This is a genomic window from Mesorhizobium comanense (assembly GCF_005503535.1).
Classification (GTDB): domain Bacteria; phylum Pseudomonadota; class Alphaproteobacteria; order Rhizobiales; family Rhizobiaceae; genus Mesorhizobium; species Mesorhizobium comanense.
Genome location: NZ_SCNN01000003.1, coordinates 126,520 through 144,776, shown reverse-complemented (window position 1 = coordinate 144,776; position 18,257 = coordinate 126,520). Strand labels below are relative to the sequence as shown.

Sequence of the window (18,257 nt, the reverse complement as noted above, 5' to 3'; positions counted from 1 at the left end):
GTTTTACCCGGGGTGGCCAGGGATTGGCCACCCCGGGTAAAACGCCAGGACCACCTACTTGGGGAAAGACACCTTGCTGGGGAAAGACATGCACGCCGAGGAATCCCTCGCCTTGCCGGCCAGCCTGTGGGCGGCGACGGCGGCGCCCGCGCCAGACTATGCCAGGGCGAAAGGCGATGCCGTGGCCGATGTCGCCATCGTCGGCGCCGGCTATACCGGGCTGAGCACGGCCTTGCACCTGTCCCAGGCAGGCAGGAAGGTGGTCGTTGTGGAGGCGAGCGAGCCCGGCTGGGGCGCGTCGGGACGCAATGGCGGGCAGATCATCGCCGGGCTGAAGCATGATCCCGACAAGCTCGAGGCGAGGTTCGGCCAGGCGCTCGGCGGCGCCATCACCAGAACCTTCGGCGCCGGTGGCGATCTGGTCTTCGATATCATCGAGAAGTACGGCATCGACTGCCACGCCGAGCGCAGCGGCTGGATCCAGGGCGCGCATGGGCCGGGGCCGTTTTCGGACATCGTCACGCCGCGCTTCCGGCAATGGCGCGCCCGCGGCGTCGAGGCGCGCCTGCTCGATACCGGCGCGATGGCCGAGCTCACCGGCTCTGCCGCCGGCGCCTATCATGGCGGCTGGTTCGATCCGCGCGGCGGTGTGCTGCAGCCGCTAAGCTACGCGCGCGGCCTGGCGGCGGCGGCGATGTCGCACGGCGCCACCATCCTGGCCCGGTCGCCGGCGCTTGGCCTGCGTCGCGATGGCGACGGCTGGCGGCTCGATCTTGGCCAGGCCTCGGTCCGGGCGCGCCAGGTCGTACTCGCCACCAATGCCTATACCGGCAATCTCTGGCCGGGGCTGCGCCAGACCGTCATTCCGGTCACCAGTTTCCAGATCGCCACGCATCCGCTGGCGCCGTCGGTGCGCAAAACCATCCTGCCGGGCGGCCAGGGCGTCGCCGACACGCGGCGCCTGCTGCTTTATTTCCGCCTCGACCACGAAGGCCGGCTGGTGATGGGCGGGCGCTCACCCGTTGACGACAATCCCACGATGGGCGACGCCGCGCCGCTGAAGGCCGCGCTGGCCCGCATCTTTCCACAGGCCGCCGGCGCGCCGGTCGAGTTCGTCTGGAGCGGCAAGGTCGCCATCACCAAGGATACGATGCCGCATATCCACATACTGGCGCCCGGCCTGCTCACCGCGCTCGGCTGCAACGGGCGCGGCGTGGCCGCCTGCACGACAACGGGCAAGCTGCTCGCCGATCTGGCACTGGGCACCGCGCCGGCCGACCTGCCGTTCCCGGTGACCGCGCCTGACCGCTACGCGCTGCATGCCTTGCGCAAGGTCGGCGTCTTCGCCTTCAGCCAGTATTACCGGCTGCTCGACAGCCGGAGCGCCGCGTGATCGCTTGCCGCCAGTCGCGTGCCTTGTCGCGTGCCGGCCGTCAATAGACCGTCAGGAAGGCCGGGAACAGCAGCCCCGTCTCCCGGAGATACTCGATCAGCTCGATGGCTGGAAAAATGGCCAGGAAATAGAGCCCGTCATAGAAAGTGCGCCTCAGCGCCCGCGTCGAGAATTGCAGCTCGTCACTGTCGCGGTAGATGAGCGGGTTCGGCCAGAACCGTGGCGTCCTGTTGATGTAGGCGACATAGGCCGCGCCGAACTTGCCCAGCAGAAACTCGGCTTCCTTGCGCGCCGTGACACGGAAGATGAGGAAACTGGCGATGCCGAGCACCGCGGCCGCCAGCAGCGAGCCGTAGAGCAGGCCGATGCCGACCGCGCCCACCGTCGAGAAGAAGTAGAGCGGGTTCTGGCTCATCGAGAACGGGCCGGTCGAAACCAGCTCCTCGTTCTTCTTGCCGCCGACATAGAGAATGCTCCACAGCCGGCCGGCGACGCAGGTCAGCACCAGGCAGAAGCCGATGAATTCAAGCGTTTCGTGCCCGTTCGAGCCTTCGCTGAGCGCCGGCTTGGTGAGGAACAGCAGCACCACCGCCAGCGCCGCCGCGACACGAACGAAGATCAGCCGCTTGCGCTGGACGAAAGCCTGTGAAACCGGCTTGAGGGACGCGTAGGTCATTCGTGTTTTCCTTGGGCTCTGGCTGGCCCGGGAGCACTGGGGCATGAGATTGATGGCGGATACAAGGCCGTGGCCTTCTATCAGCGCACCGCGAGCCCTCCGTAAAGTCCTTTCGCCGGCACGACGGCCATTCTTACGAAATTGTATGTCCACGGACAGGCTGCAGTGAAGTCGCTTCCCTATCGTCTGGATGCCGGCCTGGACTTGAAAGCCGGTTCGATTGCACCAGCCGGCCAGCCGGCATCAGACAGGGAATGGTTTCATGAAAAGATTTGCATTTGCCCTCGCGGCGGCCGCGCTCGCCGTCTCCGCTTCGATTTCCGCCGCCTCCGCCGCCCCCGCGCCTTGCGAGGAGACACTGAAGGCGCTGCGGGCCGCCGAAGGGCAGGCCAAGCTCAACACCGCCGACAAGGCCAAGGTTCTGGATCTGGAGAGCAAGGGCATCGAGCGCTGCAACGCCGACGACGACAAGCGCGCCGACGACTTCTTCGCCCAGGCCATGAAGGTCATGGGCAAGTAACGACATCAGCCATCGAGGATCTCAGCCATGCTCGCGCCCAGCACCCACCCCAACGGACCGGCCTCTAACAGGGTCCCGGACGTCACTGTCGATTTCTGGCTGATCAAGCTGATGGCGGTGACCATGGGCGAGACGGCGGCGGACTATCTTGCCGTCAACCTCGGGCTCGGGCTGACCGTCACCTCGTTGATCATGACCGGCGTCCTGATCGTCGCCCTCGTCCTCCAGTTCGCCCAGAAGCGCTACGTGCCCTGGGCCTACTGGCTGGCGGTGGTGCTGATCAGCGTCGTCGGCACGCTGATCACCGACAATCTCGTCGACAATTTCGGCGTACGCCTGCAGACCACCACCATCGCCTTCTCGGTCTTGCTCGCGGCAACGTTCGCCGTCTGGTATGCCAGCGAACGGACGCTGTCGATCCACACCATCTTCACCACCAGGCGCGAGATCTTCTACTGGCTGGCGATCCTGTTCACCTTCTCGCTCGGCACCGCCGCCGGCGATCTCGTCGCCGAAAGCTTCGACATCGGCTACCTCGCCACGGGTCTGCTGTTCGGCGGCGTCATCGCGCTCATCACGCTCGCCTACTACCTGATCAACCTCGATGCCATCCTGGCTTTCTGGCTCGCCTATATCCTGACGCGGCCGCTTGGCGCGTCCTTCGGCGATCTCCTGTCGCAGCCGGTCGAATATGGCGGCCTTGGCTTCGGCACCACCTTCACCAGCCTGATCTTCCTCGGCTGCATCGTCGCGCTCGTCCTCTACATGACGCTGAAGAAGACGGCCGACGATGCCGACGAGATCCTGCTCGAATCGGACTGAAACGGGCTGGCGGCAATGGACGTCGCCACCATCCTAGGAACGAACCCGTACCGGTGATAGCCTGTCCCCGATATCGGCAATCAACCGGAACCGAGATGCGGCTACTTCTTGTCGAGGACGACCACAGGACGGCGGACTACATCGTCAGGGGACTGACGGAAGCCGGCCATGTCTGCGACCTCCTGCGCAACGGCCACGACGCGCTGTTCGCCGCCACCAGCGGCGGTTATGACGTGATCGTGGCCGACCGGATGATCCCTGGCCTCGACGGCCTGTCGATGGTCAAGGCGATCCGCGCCGCCGGCGTGCGCACGCCGGCGATCTTCCTGACTTCCGTCGGCGGCATCGACGACCGTGTCGAGGGTCTCGAGGCCGGCGGCGACGACTATCTGGTGAAACCCTTCGCCTTTTCCGAACTTCTCGCCCGCATCAACGCGCTCGGCCGGCGCCCGGCGGCGCAGGAGCAGAAGACCGTTCTGCGCGTCGCCGACCTCGAAATGGACCTGATCATGCGGCGCGTCGTCAGGCAGGGCCAGCCGATCGACCTGCAGCCCAGGGAGTTCAGCCTGCTCGAAGTGCTGATGCGCGGCGAGGGCCGCGTCATCACCCGCACAATGCTGCTGGAGCGCGTCTGGGACTTCCATTTCGACCCCAAGACCAGCGTGGTGGAGACCCATATCAGCCGGTTGCGGGCCAAGATCGACAAGCCGTTCGAAACGCAGCTCATCCACACTGTCCGCAACACCGGCTACAGCCTGCATGCAATGCCCGCATCATAACCGGGCCCGCATCATGACCGGAACCGAGGCATGACCGGGACATGGGCCCGCCTGCTGCGCAGCACGCCGTTCCGGCTCGCGCTGACATTCGCCTTCCTGTTCATGCTGGCCTTCGTGCTGGCGGGCGCCATCGTCTACCAGATGATGAGCGCCGATCTCGCAGAGCAGCTCGACGAAACCATCAAGGAGACATATTCCGTCGTCGCCGCCACCTATACGGACGATGACATCCGGGAACTGGTGGAAACCGTCCAGAACCACTCCGCGCGCAGCCTGAAGAAGGAGCAACTCTTCTCGCTGACCGACACCGCCGGCAACCGGCTGGCCGGCAATTTCACCGCGGCCGGGCTTCCCGACGGTTTCTCGATGTTCGGCACCGAAATGCCCGGCCTGCCGCCCGATACCGACTACCGCGCCTATACCGGCACGGTCGGCGGCAACAATCTGACGGTTGCCTTCAGCCTCTCCGAAACCGAGGCGCTGGAGACGATCATGCTGATGAGTTTCGGCTGGGCGACCCTGATCATCACCGGCCTCGCCGTCGCCGGCGGCGCTCTGCTCGCCTCCCGCGTCCAGCTGCGGCTCGACGGCATCGCCGCCACCATGGTCGACGTCTCGCACGGCCGGCTCGATACCCGCATCCCGCTGACCGGCAATGGCGACGACATCGACGTCGTCTCCGGCCAGGTCAACGCGGCGCTCGACCGGCTGTCGGGTCTGGTCGACGGCATGAAACAGGTCAGCGCCAACATCGCGCATGATCTGAAGACCCCGCTCAACCGCCTGCAGATGATCCTGGAAGGGGCGGCCGACAGGGCCGCGCGGGACCAGGACGTCTCCGGCGACCTCGCCGACGCGCGGGCCGAGGGCCACCAGATCAACGAGACCTTCGATGCGCTGCTGCGGATCGCGCAGATCGAGGCCGGCGCGCGCAAGGCGCGTTTCACCGATGTCGATCCCGGCGAGATCCTGCAGACCATCGCCGAAATCTACACCGACGTCGCCGAGGATGACGGCAAGTCGCTGTCATCGCCGGAGCCGCAGGACACGGCGGACCGCATCCATGGCGACCGGGAACTCCTGACGCAGATGTTCGCCAATCTGGTGGAGAACGCGCTGCGTCATTGCCCGCCCGGGACGACGATCAAGCTGTCGGTGGCGCGGCGGGGCGACCGCGTGCTGGCCGCCGTCGCCGACAACGGCCCCGGCATCCCCGCCGACGAGCGCGAAAAGGTGTTTCAGCGGCTCTACCGGCTGGACCACAGCCGTTCGACGCCGGGCAGCGGGCTCGGCCTCAGCCTCGTCAGGGCGATCGCCGACCTGCACGGCGCCTCGATCGCGCTCGAGGATGCCCGCCCCGGCCTTGCCGTGGTGGTGAGTTTTCCGCTGGCTTAGCCGGCGAAGGATTTTCGCCACACCGTCTTACCCATTGGTAAGGCCGCGGCAAACCGCTCGAAAGCTCAGCCGTCTACGATCGATCCCATCTTCTCTCGACAAGGAGAGAGGTCGGCCGGCGACAGTCCGGCCCTGTCGAAGCCGGATCTCTCCGGCGTCACGAACCATCAGGAGAACGACCATGAAGAAACTCGTCATCGTCACCACGGCCGTGCTGGCGACCGCACTGTCGACCGCCGCCTTTGCCAGGACGGTCACCAGCACCATCACCAGCGTCGACGCCAAGGGCGATGCCATCACGCTGGCCGACGGCAAGACCCTGAACCTGCCGGAAGGCATCGAGGTCGAGACGCTGAAGGCCGGCGAGAAGGTCGTCGTCACCTATTCGACCAAGTCGGGCAAATCGCTGGTGTCCAGCATCCAGCCCGCCAAGTAGACCACGTAAGCCCGGCCACCCGCCGGCGGCGAACGCTGCCGGCGGGTGGCTTGAGGCAGCTTCAGAACAGTCCCGTGACCAGACGGTCGAGCCCGGTGTTTTCGCGGTATGCGCTCCGGACCAGCAGGGCAGCCAGAAAACCCGTCGCGGCGCCGCCGGCAACGTCGCTGACATAATGCGTTCCGAGATAGATGCGCGAGACCCCGATCAGCACGGCGGCGGCCAGGAAGCAAAGCCCGCGCCGGGAAAGGCCGTGGACGAGGAACGCGGCCGCGATGGCGAAACCTGCCGTCGCATGGTCGGACGGAAACGAGAAATCGACTGTTCTGTCGATGATGAGGTGGGTGACATCAGCCTCGTAGGGTCGGGCCCTCTGGATGAAAAGCAGGATCAGCTGATTGATGCCGAGCCCCAGAAGAAACGAAAGCCCGGCCGCGACCAGCACATGACGGATCGCCGGGTCGCGGCGCGGCAGCCACCATTGCGACGCCACCGCGAGCACCATCAGCGGCACGCCGACGGTCGAAACACCGATCATCATCGGGTCGATTGCCGGAGCCTGTCCGGCCCATGTGTTGATCCAGGCGGTTATCGCTGCGTCAAGCTGAAGCATGAACGGTCGTTCCGGCTATTGGCGGGCGGCAGGTGATGGGGGAGTTGGTGAAGCCACCTCGCTCATGGCTGGCTCCCGCCTTGCGTCGCCGGCTGGGCGCCGGCCTCGGGCAGTGGCTGCCCGCTGCGCCGCACCGGCAGGATCAGCATGTCGAAGACCGGAAATCCCGCGACCTGCTGCGGCATATGCCGGGCATCGCCGGTGACGGCGAACAGGCCACCGAGACTGTCGCGATAATCCTTTTCACGAATGGCTTCCTCGCCGAAAGGTTCGGCGGCGATGAAAAAGCCCGCGGTTCGGCCGGCGAGGCGCTTGTCGTCCATGAACTGGAAGTGCCTGGGGTCGCCGGGCAGCACCTCGATCGGGACGTCCGGGCCGAGTTCATAAGCCAGCTTCGCGGCCTGCATCCAGTTCGAGGCGACGGCGTATCCATTGGCGCGCCTGATCTCGTCGGCGACCTTGCCGTCGGTCAGCGCCGACCAGTCGACGATCTGCCAGTTGATGTCGAACTTCGGCGCCCGCTGGAAGAAGGGCCTGGTCAGGGCGCCGGTCGTCGCCTGCACCGCAAATCCCGTGGCCAGGACCGCAACCACCCCGGCGGCGACGGCGAAGGACGTGAACAGCCGCGCCGGCCGGCGGGCAGAATAGGCGCCGCACCACTGGCCGACGAGCGGAAAGGCGAACAGGAAGCCGCTCATCGACCAGTGCGGCAGCGAGTGGGCGCTGAACAGCGCCATCAGGTCGAAGAACACGATGGAGGGCGCCGCGAGCAGCACGAAGAAGCGATCCGCCGGTGTGCCGCCCCAGGCGCCTCGCCAAAGGCACGCCATGGCGGCGAGCCATATGGTCGGCCAGACATAGCCCACCTGGCCGAGCAATGTGATGGCGAGATTGCCGGGGTGCAGCAGATGTCCCTCATTGGCGGTGCCCCGGCCGGACTGGAAGGCCAACGAAATCCAGCCATGCTCCATGTTCCACAGGACGACCGGCAGCAGGCCGAGCGCCGCGATGGCGCCGGCCACCCACGGTCCGGGGGTCCGCAGCTGGTCGCGGCCGGGTTTCGTCAGCAACAGGACCAGCAGCGCGGAAATGCAGAACAGGCCGGCCTGATACTTCGACATCAGCGCCAACCCGAGCGCCACGCCAGCCGCGCACCAGCGCGCGAAGGCCTGATGCGGCTCCCCGCCGAGAAGCATCGGCGCCGCCAGGCAGGCGGCGGCCAGCAGGAAGAAGTCCAGCGGACCGTCCGGAACCACGAAATGGCCGGCCGATATGAGGAAGAACGGTGCGACGCTGAACCAGGCCACGGCCCAGAACGCCGCAACCGCACCATAGGCATACCGGGTGAGCGCAAACAGCAGCAACGCCGATGCCGAACCGAGCATCACATAGGGCAGCCTGACCAGCAGCCGAAATTCGCTGCCCGAAAGATCCGCCATCAAGCGGGCAAGCGCGAAGCCGATCGGAGGATGATCGAAATAGGAGAGCGAGTGGCTGCGCGACACCACCACCGCATAGGCCTCGTCGATCGACAACGGGATGACCGACGCCAGCCCGATCCTGAAGATCAGGAAGCCGAGCACGAGAAGCGCCACCCCCGCACCGGGGCTCAAGGCAGACAATCGCGTCTTGCCTGATCGAGGCCATTGTGCGGCGCCGGCGCCCTGCAATGTTTCGTCGATCCCCATCCGCCCGCTACCAGAACCAGAGCAGATGGGAGCCATAGTCGGGCACGGACTCGTTACCGGCCAGAATGATCAGCAGGCTGGCAATGGCCAGCACCACGAGGCTGGCCGTGATCCATATCCATCGGCTCGGCCAGACGGGGACGCTACGCGGTACGGGCAAAGCCACCTCTCGGAACACGACAGGTTTTCGGCTTGGGACTGATTAGCCGCAGCGGTTCAGATGTGACATTGCCCTGTCAACTATACGTGAGCGTTACGGGATTCATACAAATCGGTAATAAAGTGACGGGCGCCCACGAGTTGTCGACGCGAGGCCGCCGCGCGATCAGCGATCGATCCGCGTCGACAGGATGATCGAGGACGAGGTCCGTTCGACCCCTTCCATGGCGCCGATCTGGTCGAGCAGCGCGTCGAGGTCGCGGATCGACGGCGCGTCGACGATGACGATCATGTCGAAATTGCCGCTGACCGAGTGCAGCGTCCTGACCGGCGGCAGCGCCTGCAGGGCCCGCACCACCTTGTCGGCGAGCTTGGGCGTGACGGTCAGCAGCACATGCGCCCTGACCAGCCCCTGCTCATAGTCCGGCGAGAGCCTGACGCCGTAGCCCGCGATGATGCCGCGCTGCTCCAGCCGTTCGAGCCGGCTCTGCACCGTGGTGCGAGAGACGCCGAGCTGCCGCGCCAGCTCGGCCGTCGAGACGCGGGCGTTGGCGCTCAGCAGGGAGAGCAGGGCCTGTTCAGGTTCACTGAGCATTTCGACGAATGGCTCCGGCGGATTGACCAAAGATAGGTTTCACTTTGTCATATTCCACGCTTCCTTTCGACAGGCAAGCTGCGATGATTCCCGCCAGCTCGAACTGGCCCGACATGAACTGGCCGAACACCAACAGCAGGGGGTATTGACCATGAACCACATCGTTATCGTCGGGGCCGGCAAGATCGGCTCGACCATCGCCGAGATGCTGGCGGCAACCGGTGACTATCGGGTCACCCTCGTCGACCGCTCCGCCGTTCAGCTTGCCGCGGCGGAATTGCCCGCCGGCGTCGAGACGCTCGAACTCGACATTGCGGCGCCCGGTGCGCTCGAAGCGGCCCTCGCCGGCAAATTCGCCGTGCTGAGCGCGGCCCCGTTCCATCTCACCACGCGCATCGCCGAGGCCGCCGCCAGCGCCGGCGTGCATTATCTCGACCTCACCGAGGACGTCGTTTCGACCCGGCGCGTCAAGGAACTTGCCCGTTCCGCCAAAAGCGCCTTCATTCCGCAATGCGGCCTGGCGCCGGGCTTCATCTCGATCGTCGCCAACGATCTCGCCAGCCGCTTCGACACGCTGGAAAGCGTGCGCATGCGTGTCGGCGCGCTGCCGCAATACCCGTCCAACGCGCTGAACTACAACCTGACCTGGAGCACCGACGGCGTCATCAACGAATATTGCGAGCCCTGCGAGGCGATCGTCGAGGGCGAGCTGGTGGAAGTGCCGCCGCTGGAGGAACGCGAGGAGTTTTCGCTCGACGGCGTCACCTATGAGGCGTTCAACACCTCCGGCGGCCTCGGCACACTGGCTGAGACCTTGAAGGGCAAGGTGCGCACCCTGAACTACCGCACCATCCGCTATCCCGGCCATGCCGCGATCATGAAGGCTCTGCTCAACGATCTTGGCCTGCGCCATCGCCGCGAGGTGCTGAAGGACATCTTCGAAAGCGCCCTGCCGGCGACGCTGCAGGACGTTGTCATCGTCTTCGTCACCGTTTCTGGCCGCAGGAACGGTCGCCTGCTGCAGGAGACCTACGCCAACAAGATCTATTCCCGGCGCGTCGGCCAGAGCGTGCGCAGCGCCATCCAGATCACCACCGCTTCCGGCATCTGCGCCGTGCTCGACATGCTCGCCGACGGCAGCCTGCCGGCGACGGGTTTCGTCAAGCAGGAAGACATCGCGCTCGACGCATTTCTGGCCAACCGCTTTGGGCGGGCGTATGCGCAGCACGAAATGGTAAGCCGGCTCGCGAGCTGAGCTCTTTACCTTCCCCCTTGTGGGGAGGGTCGGCTCGCGGTCGCAGCGAAGCGGATTGCGAGACGGGGTGGGGTGCGCCCTACGAAGACCCCCACCCCGCTCCGCTCCGCGGATCGATCCTCCCCACAAGGGGGAGGGTAAATCTCAAATATGCAGCGCGTGGCCCAGCGCCTTCAGCGCCGCTTCCTGGAAACCCTCGCCCTGCGTCGGGTGTGCGTGGATGGTTCCGGCAATATCCTCCAGCCGCGCCCCCATCTCCAGAGCCAGCCCGAACGCCGCCGCCAGTTCAGACGCGCCCTGTCCAACCGCCTGGATGCCAAGCACCAGATGATTGTCGGCGCGCGCCACGACGCGCACGAACCCGTCCTCGCCCAGCTTCGTCATCGCGCGCCCATTGGCCGCGAACGGGAACAGGCCGATCTTGATCTCCCCGCCGAGCGCCTTGGCCTCGTCCGGCGTGAGACCGGCCGTGACCAGTTCGGGATCGGTGAAGCAGACGGCGGGGATGGAGCGCTTGTCCCAGCTGCGTTTGTGGCCCGCGACGATCTCGGCCACCATCTCGCCCTGCGCCATTGCCCGGTGCGCCAGCATCGGCTCGCCGGTGACGTCGCCGATAGCGAAGATACCGCGCATGGAGGTGCGGCACTGGTCGTCGATGCGGATGAATTTTCCCGCCATGTCGAGGTCGATCTGGTCGAGCCCCCAGCCATCCGTCACCGGCTTGCGCCCGACCGTCACCAGAATCTTGTCCGCCGCGACCCTGGCGTTCTTGCCGTCCGATGTCTCCACCAGCAAGGCGTCGCCCTTGGCCGACAGCCCCTTTGCCTTGGCGCCGGTCATCACCTCGACACCGAGCGCGGAGAGCCGCTTGACCACCGGCCGGGTCAGCTCCGAATCATACTGCGCCAGCACGCGCGGCAAGGCTTCGACCACGGTCACCTCGGCACCCATCTTGGCGAAGGCCATGCCGAGCTCCAGCCCGATATAGCCGCCACCGACGACGGCGAGTTTCTTGGGGACCGCACTCAAAGCCAGCGCATCGGTGGACGATATCACAGGCCCGCCAAAGGGCAGGAACGACAATTCCACCGGCGCCGAGCCGGTGGCGACGACGATCGTTTCAGCCCGGATCACCTGGCTTCCAGTCTCGGTCTCGACCGCCACGGTCTTGCCGTCGCGGAAGGTTGCCCAACCCTGCACGGTCTTCACGCCGGCTTTCTTCAGCAGCCCGGCGACGCCACTGTTGAGCCGGCTCACGATACCGTCCTTCCACGCGACGGTCCTGCGGAGATCGAGGACGGGCGCCGAGAGCGAAATGCCCAGCGGGCTCTTGCCACCGGCCATGTGCGAGACCTTCTCGAATTCCTCCGCCGCATGAATCAGCGCCTTGGACGGGATGCAGCCGACATTGAGGCAGGTGCCGCCCGGCTTGCCCGCCTCGACGATCACCGTGTCGACACCGAGCTGCCCGGCGCGGATGGCGCAGACATAGCCGCCGGGGCCGGCGCCGATGACGAGCAGCTTGCAGGAGATTTCTTTCATCATGGCTATCCTTTCGGCGATCGGTGCGCGCCCTCCCTTCTCCCCTTGTGGGAGAAGGTGGATCGGCGCGTTAGCGCCGAGACGGATGAGGGGTGCTCCAGGGAACGCCGACGTCTCACTCCGCTGGAACACCCCTCATCCGTCGCCTTCGGCGACACCTTCTCCCACAAGGGGAGAAGGGGGAGCCCATACCCCGACACCGCGCGCTGATAGACCAACCCCATCGCCCTCAATCCACGAAAATCAGCGCCGGCGTCTCCAGCAGCGCCTTGATCCGCTGGATGAACACCGCTGCGTCCCAGCCGTCGATGACGCGGTGGTCGAAGCTCGACGACAGATTCATCATCTTGCGCGGCAGGAACTGCGTGCCGTCCCATACAGGCCGCACCATGATCTTGTTGACGCCGACGATCGCCACCTCCGGATGGTTGATGACGGGCGTGGTCGCGATGCCGCCCATCGCGCCGAGCGAGGTGATGGTGATGGTCGAGCCTGTGAGCTCGTCGCGCGTCGCGGTGCCGGACTTCGCCGCCTCGGCCAGCCGGATGACCTCGGCGCCGCAATCCCAGATGTCGCGCGCCTCCGCGTGCCTGACGACAGGCACCACCAGTCCCGCCGGCGTCTGCGCCGCGATGCCGATATGGATGCCGCCATGCTGGTGGATGATGCCGGCCTCGTCGTCGAACAGCGAATTGAGCTGCGGCTGGTCCGCTATCGCCTTGACCATCGCCCGCATAAGGAACGGCAGCAGCGTCAGTTTCGGCCGCTCTCCACCACCCTTGGCGACCCGCTTTTCCTTGTTGAGCGCGGCGCGCAGCTCCTCCAGCGCGGTGACGTCGATCTCCTCGACATAGGTGATGTGCGGGATGCGCGACTTGGACAGCGACATCTTCTCGGCGATCTTGCGCCGCAGGCCCACCACCTTGATGTCCTCGACCGCATCGTTGCGGGCGAGGCCCGGGGTCTTCGCCGTTTGCGGCCCGCGTGCAAGGAAGGCCTCGATGTCCTCATGGCCGATGCGCCCGGCAGGGCCGCTTCCGGCGACCTGCCTGAGATCGATGCCGGCCTCTTTCGCGCGCAGGCGCACGGCCGGAGAAGCCAGCGGTTTTCCACCCTCCGGACGCGGCGCGCCGGAATTCTGCCCGGAGCCTTTCGAAACGACCGGGGCGGGTTTCACCTCCGGCGCACTGGTCTTTGGCGGGGTCTTCGCGGCCGGCACGGCGGTCTCAGGCTTCGGCGTTGGAAGCTTGGCCGGCGGTGCGGCGGCCACGGGCTCGGCCTTGGCGCTGTCCTGCGGCTTTACATTGCCGTCGCCCGACACCTTCAACCGCACGATCGGCGAACCGATCGCCACCGTGTCGCCGATCTCCGCGCCCAGCCACAGGATCTCACCGTCGACGGGCGACGGGATTTCCACCGTCGCCTTGTCGGTCATCACGGCGGCAAGCACCGTGTCCTCGCGCACGATGTCGCCGATCTTCACATGCCATTCGACAAGCTCGGCCTCGGCGACGCCTTCGCCGACATCGGGAAGCTTGATGATGTGTTCGCCCATGTCTGGCCTCCCCGGGTCAGGCTTCGAGAGTTTCACGCAGCGCGCGGCCGACCCGTGCGGGGCCGGGGAAATAGTCCCATTCCTGCGCATGCGGATAGGGCGTGTCCCAGCCGGCGACGCGCGCCACCGGCGCCTCCAGATGGTAGAAGCAGTTTTCCTGCACCAGCGCCGACAGCTCGGCGCCGAAACCGGAGGTCAGCGTCGCCTCGTGCACGATGACGCAGCGCCCGGTCTTCTTCACCGAGGTCACGATCGTATCGAGGTCGAGCGGCAGCAAGGTCCTGAGGTCGATGATCTCCGCGTCGACGCCGGTGTCCTCGGCGGCCGCCTGCGCGACATAGACCATCGTGCCGTAGGCAAGCACCGTGACGGCGGAGCCCGCCCTGCGGATAGCCGCCTTGCCGAGCGGCACGGTGTAGTGGCCGTCGGCCACCTCGCCGAGTTCATGCTTGGACCATGGCGTCACCGGCCGGTCGTGATGGCCGTCGAACGGACCGTTGTAGAGCCGCTTCGGCTCGAGGAAGATCACCGGATCGGGATCCTCGATCGCCGCGATCAGCAGGCCCTTGGCATCGTGCGGATTGGACGGCACCACCGTCTTCAGCCCGGACACATGGGTGAACAGCGCCTCTGGGCTCTGGCTGTGCGTCTGGCCACCGAAGATGCCGCCACCGGTCGGCATGCGCACCACGATCGGGCAGGTGAAATCGCCGTTCGAGCGGTAGCGCAGCCGGGCCGCTTCCTGGGTCAGCTGGTCGTAGGCGGGATACATGTAGTCGGCAAACTGGATTTCGACACAGGGTTTCAACCCGTAGGCGGCCATGCCGATGGCCGAGCCGACAATGCCGGATTCGTTGATCGGCGCATCGAAGCAGCGGCTCTTGCCGTATTTGGCCTGCAGGCCGTGGGTGACGCGGAAGACGCCGCCGAAAAAGCCGACATCCTCGCCGAAGACGACGACTTTTTCGTCGCGCCCCATCGACACGTCCATGGCGTCGCGAATGGCCTCGATCATGGTCCGTCTCGGCATGGCTCAGACTCCTGCCTGCTGGCGCTGGCGCCTCAGATGCGCGGGCATTTCGGCAAAGACGCCCTCGAACATCTCGCGCGTCGACGGCTTGCCGCCGGCATGCAGCGTGCCGTGGCTTTCGGCCTCCTTCTGCGCCGCGATCACCGTGTCGAGGATCTCGGCCTCGGCCTGCGCATGCCGCTCGTCCGACCAGACGCCGAGCCCTATCAGATGGTTCTTCAGCCGCACGACCGGATCGCCGAGCGGCCACGCATCGGATTCGGTCTTCGGCCGGTAGGCGGACGGATCGTCCGAACTCGAATGGGCGCCGGCACGGTAGGTGACATATTCGACCAGCGTCGGTCCGAGGTTGCTGCGCGCCCGCTCCGCCGCCCATTTGGCGACAGCATGGACGGCCAGGTAATCGTTGCCGTCGACGCGCAGCGACGGGATGCCGAAACCGAGACCCCTGGCCGCGAACGTGCCGGAGCCGCCACGCGCGATGCCCTGGAAAGTAGAGATCGCCCACTGGTTGTTGACGACGTTGAGCACGACCGGCGCCTTGTAGGTGGAGGCGAACACCAACGCCGAGTGGAAATCGGACTCTGCCGTCGAGCCGTCGCCGATCCAGGCGGCGGCGATGCGTGAATCGTTCGAGATCGCCGAAGCCATCGCCCAGCCGACCGCCTGGATATATTGCGTCGCCAGATTGCCCGAGATCGAGAAGAAGCCATGCTCCTTCGACGAATACATGATCGGCAACTGCCGGCCCTTCAGCGGGTCGGCCTCGTTGGAATAGATCTGGTTCATCATCGACACCATCGGATAGCCGTCGGCGATGAGCAGGCCGGCCTGACGATAGGTCGGGAAATTCATGTCGCCCGGCGCCAGCGCCTTGCGGAAGGCGCAGCTCACCGCCTCCTCGCCCAGATGCTGCATGTAGAAGGAGGTCTTGCCCTGCCGCTGCGCCATCTGCATGCGCGCGTCGAAGGTTCTGAGCGTCATCATGTGGCGCAGGCCTTCCAGCAGTTCGTCGCTGGAAAGCAGCCCGGCCCACGGTCCGACCGCCTCGCCATTGCGGTTGAGCACCCGGATGATCGAAAACGCCATGTCGCGGATGGTGCGCGGGTCGACATCGATGTCCGGACGCGGCACCGAGCCGGCCTCGGCGATGGTCACGTTGGAGAAGTCAGGCGTACCGCCCGGGCGAACTTCCGGCTCGGGAACGTGAAACCGCAACATCCCAGCATCGGCCATGACCTATGTCCTCCAATGTTGCCTGATGTGGATATTCGCATATCGCCCCACCAGTGCCAATTCGTCGGCACGCCTCCGGCCCCCGGCCGTGACGGCCGATCCAGCCCCCACGCCAAGATGAAGATATGTCCGCGAAATTTCTTGTCGATGTTGGGCGCGGGCGCGCAATTTGGCGCAAGATTGCGCGGGGTTTGTCGTCAGATAAGGCAATTGGAGGGCAAGAGTCTGGCGCGCCCATCGACTTATGCCGCGCTGGTCGACCCCCCACTCCGTCTCGGCTTCGCCGAGACACCTCTCCCCCGATCGACGGGGGAGAGGAAAGGCGCCAGGCATTTTGCGCTCGACGCTTATCCAGCAAGGCTCCCTTCCTTTCCCTCCGGAGGGGGAAAGGTGGCGCTGCGAAGCAGCGACGGATTGGGGGAACCACTTCGGGAGAGAGGAGACGCCAAGGCCGGCAAACCCATCTTCTCCCGCTGTCGATCGAATACTCCCGGGAAATGAACCCAACTGGAAGCCACCCCCGCATCATGCTAACCACTCTCCCATGGCACAGAAGAAAGCATTCGAGGTCGACGGCTGGCTGGCGAAGCCCGATCCGCGCGTCTGGATCGTCCTGCTTTACGGACCCGATCGCGGCCTGGTTTCCGAGCGCGCCAAGGCCTTCGCCGCGAAGACCGGCCTGCCGCTCGACGATCCGTTCTCGGTGGTCAGGCTCGAGGGCTCGGAGGTCGACCGCGACGAGGGCCGGCTCCTCGACGAGGCCCGCACCGTGCCGATGTTTTCCGACCGGCGGCTGCTGTGGGTGCGCAACGCCACTGGCCAGAAGGCGCTGGCCGACGACGTCAAGGCGCTGACGGCCGAGCCCGCGCGCGACGCGATCATCCTGATCGAGGCCGGCGACCTCAAGAAAGGCGTCGGGCTGCGCGCCGTGGTCGAGGGCGCCGACAACGCCATGGCGCTGCCATGCTACGCCGACGAGGCCAGGGACATCGATACGGTGATCGACGACGAGCTGCGCAAGGCGGGCATGTCGATGACTCTGGAGGCCAGGCAGGCGCTGCGCCGCAATCTCGGCGGCGACCGGCTGGCTTCGCGCGGCGAGATCGAAAAGCTTGTCCTCTATGCCCATGGTCAGAAGGAGATCGGGCTGGAAGAGGTGCGCGCCACCTCGGGCGACGTGTCCGGCGCTTCCTTCGACGACGCGGTCGATGCGCTGCTCGAGGGCAAGGTCGGTGACTTCGACACCGCCTTCACCCGTCACTGCCAGGGCGGCGGCCCGCCCTTCCTCGTCCTGTCCTCGGCGATGCGGCAGCTGCAGCAGATTCAGGTCATGCGCGGCCAGATGGAATCGGGCGGTCGCAGCGCCGCCTCCGTCGTCGCCGCGGCCCGTCCCCCGGTTTTCTTCTCGCGCCGCAAGCTGGTGGAAAAGACGCTGGACCGCTGGAGCAGCGAAGCACTCAGCCGCGCGCTGAACCGGTTGCATCAGGCCGTGCTGCAGACACGCCGGCGGCCGGACCTTTCCGTCGCGCTGGCTCGCCAGGCGCTGCTCGGCATCGCCCTGGAGAGCAGCCGGCTGGCGCAGCGCTGAGCGATTTCTTGCGTCGTGCGACCGGGAAATCCCGGGAGAAGCAGTGCAACGGCTTTCCCTGGAGACGCGCCTAGAGCCGGGATGCCGGGACCAACGGAGACGTTTGTCCGCGAGAGCAGCCGCTTTCATACTTTTCGGCCATGCTTCGATATCGAGCCTAGGCGGGAACGTAGGTCAGCCTGATCACGTCGTCACCGATTCTATCGCTTGCCACCAGCCGCAGGCGCGGCCGCGGGCCGGCGAAGAACGGCTTGCCGTGGCCAAGCACCACGGGATGGAGGTACAGCCTGTATTCATCGACAAGGCCAAGATCGGTGAGGCTCCCGGCAAGCTCGGGTCCGCAGACCTCGATCACGCCATCCAGCCGGGCCTTCAGCCCGCGTATCTCAGCCTCGACGTCGCCTTCGACGAGTGTGGCGTTCGGGCCGACCGACGTCAGCGTCCGCGAGACGACCCATTTCGGCTGGCTTCGCCACGCCGTCGCATACTCACGCTCCGCCTCGGCCCATTCAGGACGATCGTCGTCCCAGTACCGCATCACCTCATACATGCGCCGCCCGTAGACGCTGCCCGCCACGGAACGCACATCGTCGATGAAATGGCGGAAAACCAAGGCATCGGGCGCGAATGCCATGTGGTCGACATAGCCGTCGAGCGACTGATTCAAAGCGTATACGAGCTTCGCCATGCTTCTTACCTCCGCCCCCGGCCACTCTGGAAAGCGATGAGCCCACGCTACGCAGAACCGAGGCGGGTTACAATCCGGGGGCCGCTGAAGAGACAGCAGCCGGTCGCCTCGCCGCGGCGCATCCCTGATCATGACGCCGTTGCCGCTTGCAGGCGCTTCCGGCCTGTCGCGAAGTTCGACGCTTCCATTCAAGCAGCAGGAAGAAAAAGGGCCGGCGCTTTGGCCAGCCCTTGAGAGGTCATCTTCGATCTTTCGCCGGAACTTGATTTGCCGGCTAATTGATCTTC

At 65.9% G+C, this 18,257-nt stretch carries 18 protein-coding genes; 8 read left to right on the top strand and 10 right to left on the bottom strand.

The window, feature by feature from the left end; genetic code table 11:
• Positions 1–73 precede the first annotated feature (73 nt).
• The gene (locus FFS37_RS07310; RefSeq protein ID WP_210240445.1) at positions 74–1,393 is read left to right on the top strand and encodes an NAD(P)/FAD-dependent oxidoreductase; all 1,320 of its coding nucleotides are present in this window, start codon (positions 74–76) and stop codon (positions 1,391–1,393) included.
• Between the two features lie 40 nt (positions 1,394–1,433).
• On the opposite strand, the gene FFS37_RS07305 is transcribed toward FFS37_RS07310, so the two are convergent.
• The gene (locus FFS37_RS07305) at positions 1,434–2,069 is read right to left on the bottom strand and encodes a methyltransferase family protein (protein WP_137930272.1); all 636 of its coding nucleotides are present in this window, start codon (positions 2,067–2,069) and stop codon (positions 1,434–1,436) included.
• A gap of 262 nt (positions 2,070–2,331) precedes the next feature.
• On the opposite strand from FFS37_RS07305, the gene FFS37_RS07300 reads away from it, so the two are divergent.
• The 5 genes from FFS37_RS07300 to FFS37_RS07280 all read left to right on the top strand — a co-directional run bounded on the left by FFS37_RS07300 (position 2,332) and on the right by FFS37_RS07280 (position 6,021).
• The gene (locus tag FFS37_RS07300) at positions 2,332–2,589 is read left to right on the top strand and encodes a hypothetical protein (RefSeq protein WP_137930271.1); all 258 of its coding nucleotides are present in this window, start codon (positions 2,332–2,334) and stop codon (positions 2,587–2,589) included.
• Between the two features lie 27 nt (positions 2,590–2,616).
• On the top strand, positions 2,617–3,411 hold the full coding sequence (locus FFS37_RS07295) for a COG4705 family protein (protein ID WP_137930270.1): 795 nt from the start codon (positions 2,617–2,619) through the stop codon (positions 3,409–3,411).
• 95 nt (positions 3,412–3,506) lie between these two features.
• Positions 3,507–4,190, top strand: coding sequence for a winged helix-turn-helix domain-containing protein (locus FFS37_RS07290; RefSeq protein ID WP_137930269.1), 684 nt, complete (start codon positions 3,507–3,509; stop codon positions 4,188–4,190).
• 30 nt (positions 4,191–4,220) lie between these two features.
• Positions 4,221–5,585, top strand: coding sequence for a sensor histidine kinase (locus tag FFS37_RS07285; RefSeq protein ID WP_137930268.1), 1,365 nt, complete (start codon positions 4,221–4,223; stop codon positions 5,583–5,585).
• A gap of 181 nt (positions 5,586–5,766) precedes the next feature.
• The gene (locus tag FFS37_RS07280; RefSeq protein ID WP_137930267.1) at positions 5,767–6,021 is read left to right on the top strand and encodes a DUF1344 domain-containing protein; all 255 of its coding nucleotides are present in this window, start codon (positions 5,767–5,769) and stop codon (positions 6,019–6,021) included.
• A 61-nt stretch (positions 6,022–6,082) separates the two neighbouring features.
• Here the strand turns inward: FFS37_RS07280 and FFS37_RS07275 are convergent, their stop codons facing one another.
• From FFS37_RS07275 to FFS37_RS07265, 4 genes are all read right to left on the bottom strand, one after another.
• Positions 6,083–6,634, bottom strand: coding sequence for a phosphatase PAP2 family protein (locus FFS37_RS07275; protein ID WP_137930266.1), 552 nt, complete (start codon positions 6,632–6,634; stop codon positions 6,083–6,085).
• A 62-nt stretch (positions 6,635–6,696) separates the two neighbouring features.
• Positions 6,697–8,256, bottom strand: a complete 1,560-nt coding sequence (locus FFS37_RS07270; RefSeq protein ID WP_171026204.1) for an ArnT family glycosyltransferase — start codon at positions 8,254–8,256, stop codon at positions 6,697–6,699.
• Positions 8,257–8,329: 73 nt separating this feature from the next.
• Positions 8,330–8,482 carry a hypothetical protein gene (locus FFS37_RS35720; RefSeq protein ID WP_171026203.1) on the bottom strand — a complete coding sequence of 51 codons (153 nt, stop codon included), beginning with the start codon at positions 8,480–8,482 and terminating at the stop codon, positions 8,330–8,332.
• A gap of 165 nt (positions 8,483–8,647) precedes the next feature.
• Positions 8,648–9,076, bottom strand: a complete 429-nt coding sequence (locus tag FFS37_RS07265; RefSeq protein ID WP_137930264.1) for an Lrp/AsnC family transcriptional regulator — start codon at positions 9,074–9,076, stop codon at positions 8,648–8,650.
• On the opposite strand from FFS37_RS07265, the gene FFS37_RS07260 reads away from it, so the two are divergent.
• Positions 8,976–10,331 (top strand): saccharopine dehydrogenase family protein, encoded by a 1,356-nt coding sequence (locus FFS37_RS07260; RefSeq protein WP_332311469.1) that lies wholly within the window; start codon positions 8,976–8,978, stop codon positions 10,329–10,331. The genes FFS37_RS07265 and FFS37_RS07260 overlap by 101 nt on opposite strands.
• 144 nt (positions 10,332–10,475) lie before the next feature.
• On the opposite strand, the gene lpdA is transcribed toward FFS37_RS07260, so the two are convergent.
• The 4 genes from lpdA to FFS37_RS07240 all read right to left on the bottom strand — a co-directional run bounded on the left by lpdA (position 10,476) and on the right by FFS37_RS07240 (position 15,694).
• Positions 10,476–11,873 carry a dihydrolipoyl dehydrogenase gene (lpdA, locus tag FFS37_RS07255; protein WP_137930534.1) on the bottom strand — a complete coding sequence of 466 codons (1,398 nt, stop codon included), beginning with the start codon at positions 11,871–11,873 and terminating at the stop codon, positions 10,476–10,478.
• Between the two features lie 229 nt (positions 11,874–12,102).
• A complete protein-coding gene (locus FFS37_RS07250) occupies positions 12,103–13,428 on the bottom strand; it encodes a dihydrolipoamide acetyltransferase family protein (RefSeq protein WP_137930263.1) in 1,326 nt (441 codons plus the stop codon).
• Between the two features lie 16 nt (positions 13,429–13,444).
• On the bottom strand, positions 13,445–14,458 hold the full coding sequence (locus tag FFS37_RS07245; RefSeq protein WP_137930262.1) for an alpha-ketoacid dehydrogenase subunit beta: 1,014 nt from the start codon (positions 14,456–14,458) through the stop codon (positions 13,445–13,447).
• A 3-nt stretch (positions 14,459–14,461) separates the two neighbouring features.
• Entirely contained in the window at positions 14,462–15,694 is a 1,233-nt protein-coding gene (locus FFS37_RS07240; protein ID WP_137930261.1) for a 3-methyl-2-oxobutanoate dehydrogenase (2-methylpropanoyl-transferring) subunit alpha, read from the bottom strand.
• 544 nt (positions 15,695–16,238) lie between these two features.
• Here FFS37_RS07240 and holA point away from each other — a divergent pair.
• The gene (gene holA / locus FFS37_RS07235; RefSeq protein ID WP_137930260.1) at positions 16,239–17,282 is read left to right on the top strand and encodes a DNA polymerase III subunit delta; all 1,044 of its coding nucleotides are present in this window, start codon (positions 16,239–16,241) and stop codon (positions 17,280–17,282) included.
• Between the two features lie 157 nt (positions 17,283–17,439).
• Here the strand turns inward: holA and FFS37_RS07230 are convergent, their stop codons facing one another.
• The gene (locus FFS37_RS07230) at positions 17,440–17,970 is read right to left on the bottom strand and encodes a dihydrofolate reductase family protein (protein ID WP_137930259.1); all 531 of its coding nucleotides are present in this window, start codon (positions 17,968–17,970) and stop codon (positions 17,440–17,442) included.
• Positions 17,971–18,257: the final 287 nt, after the last annotated feature.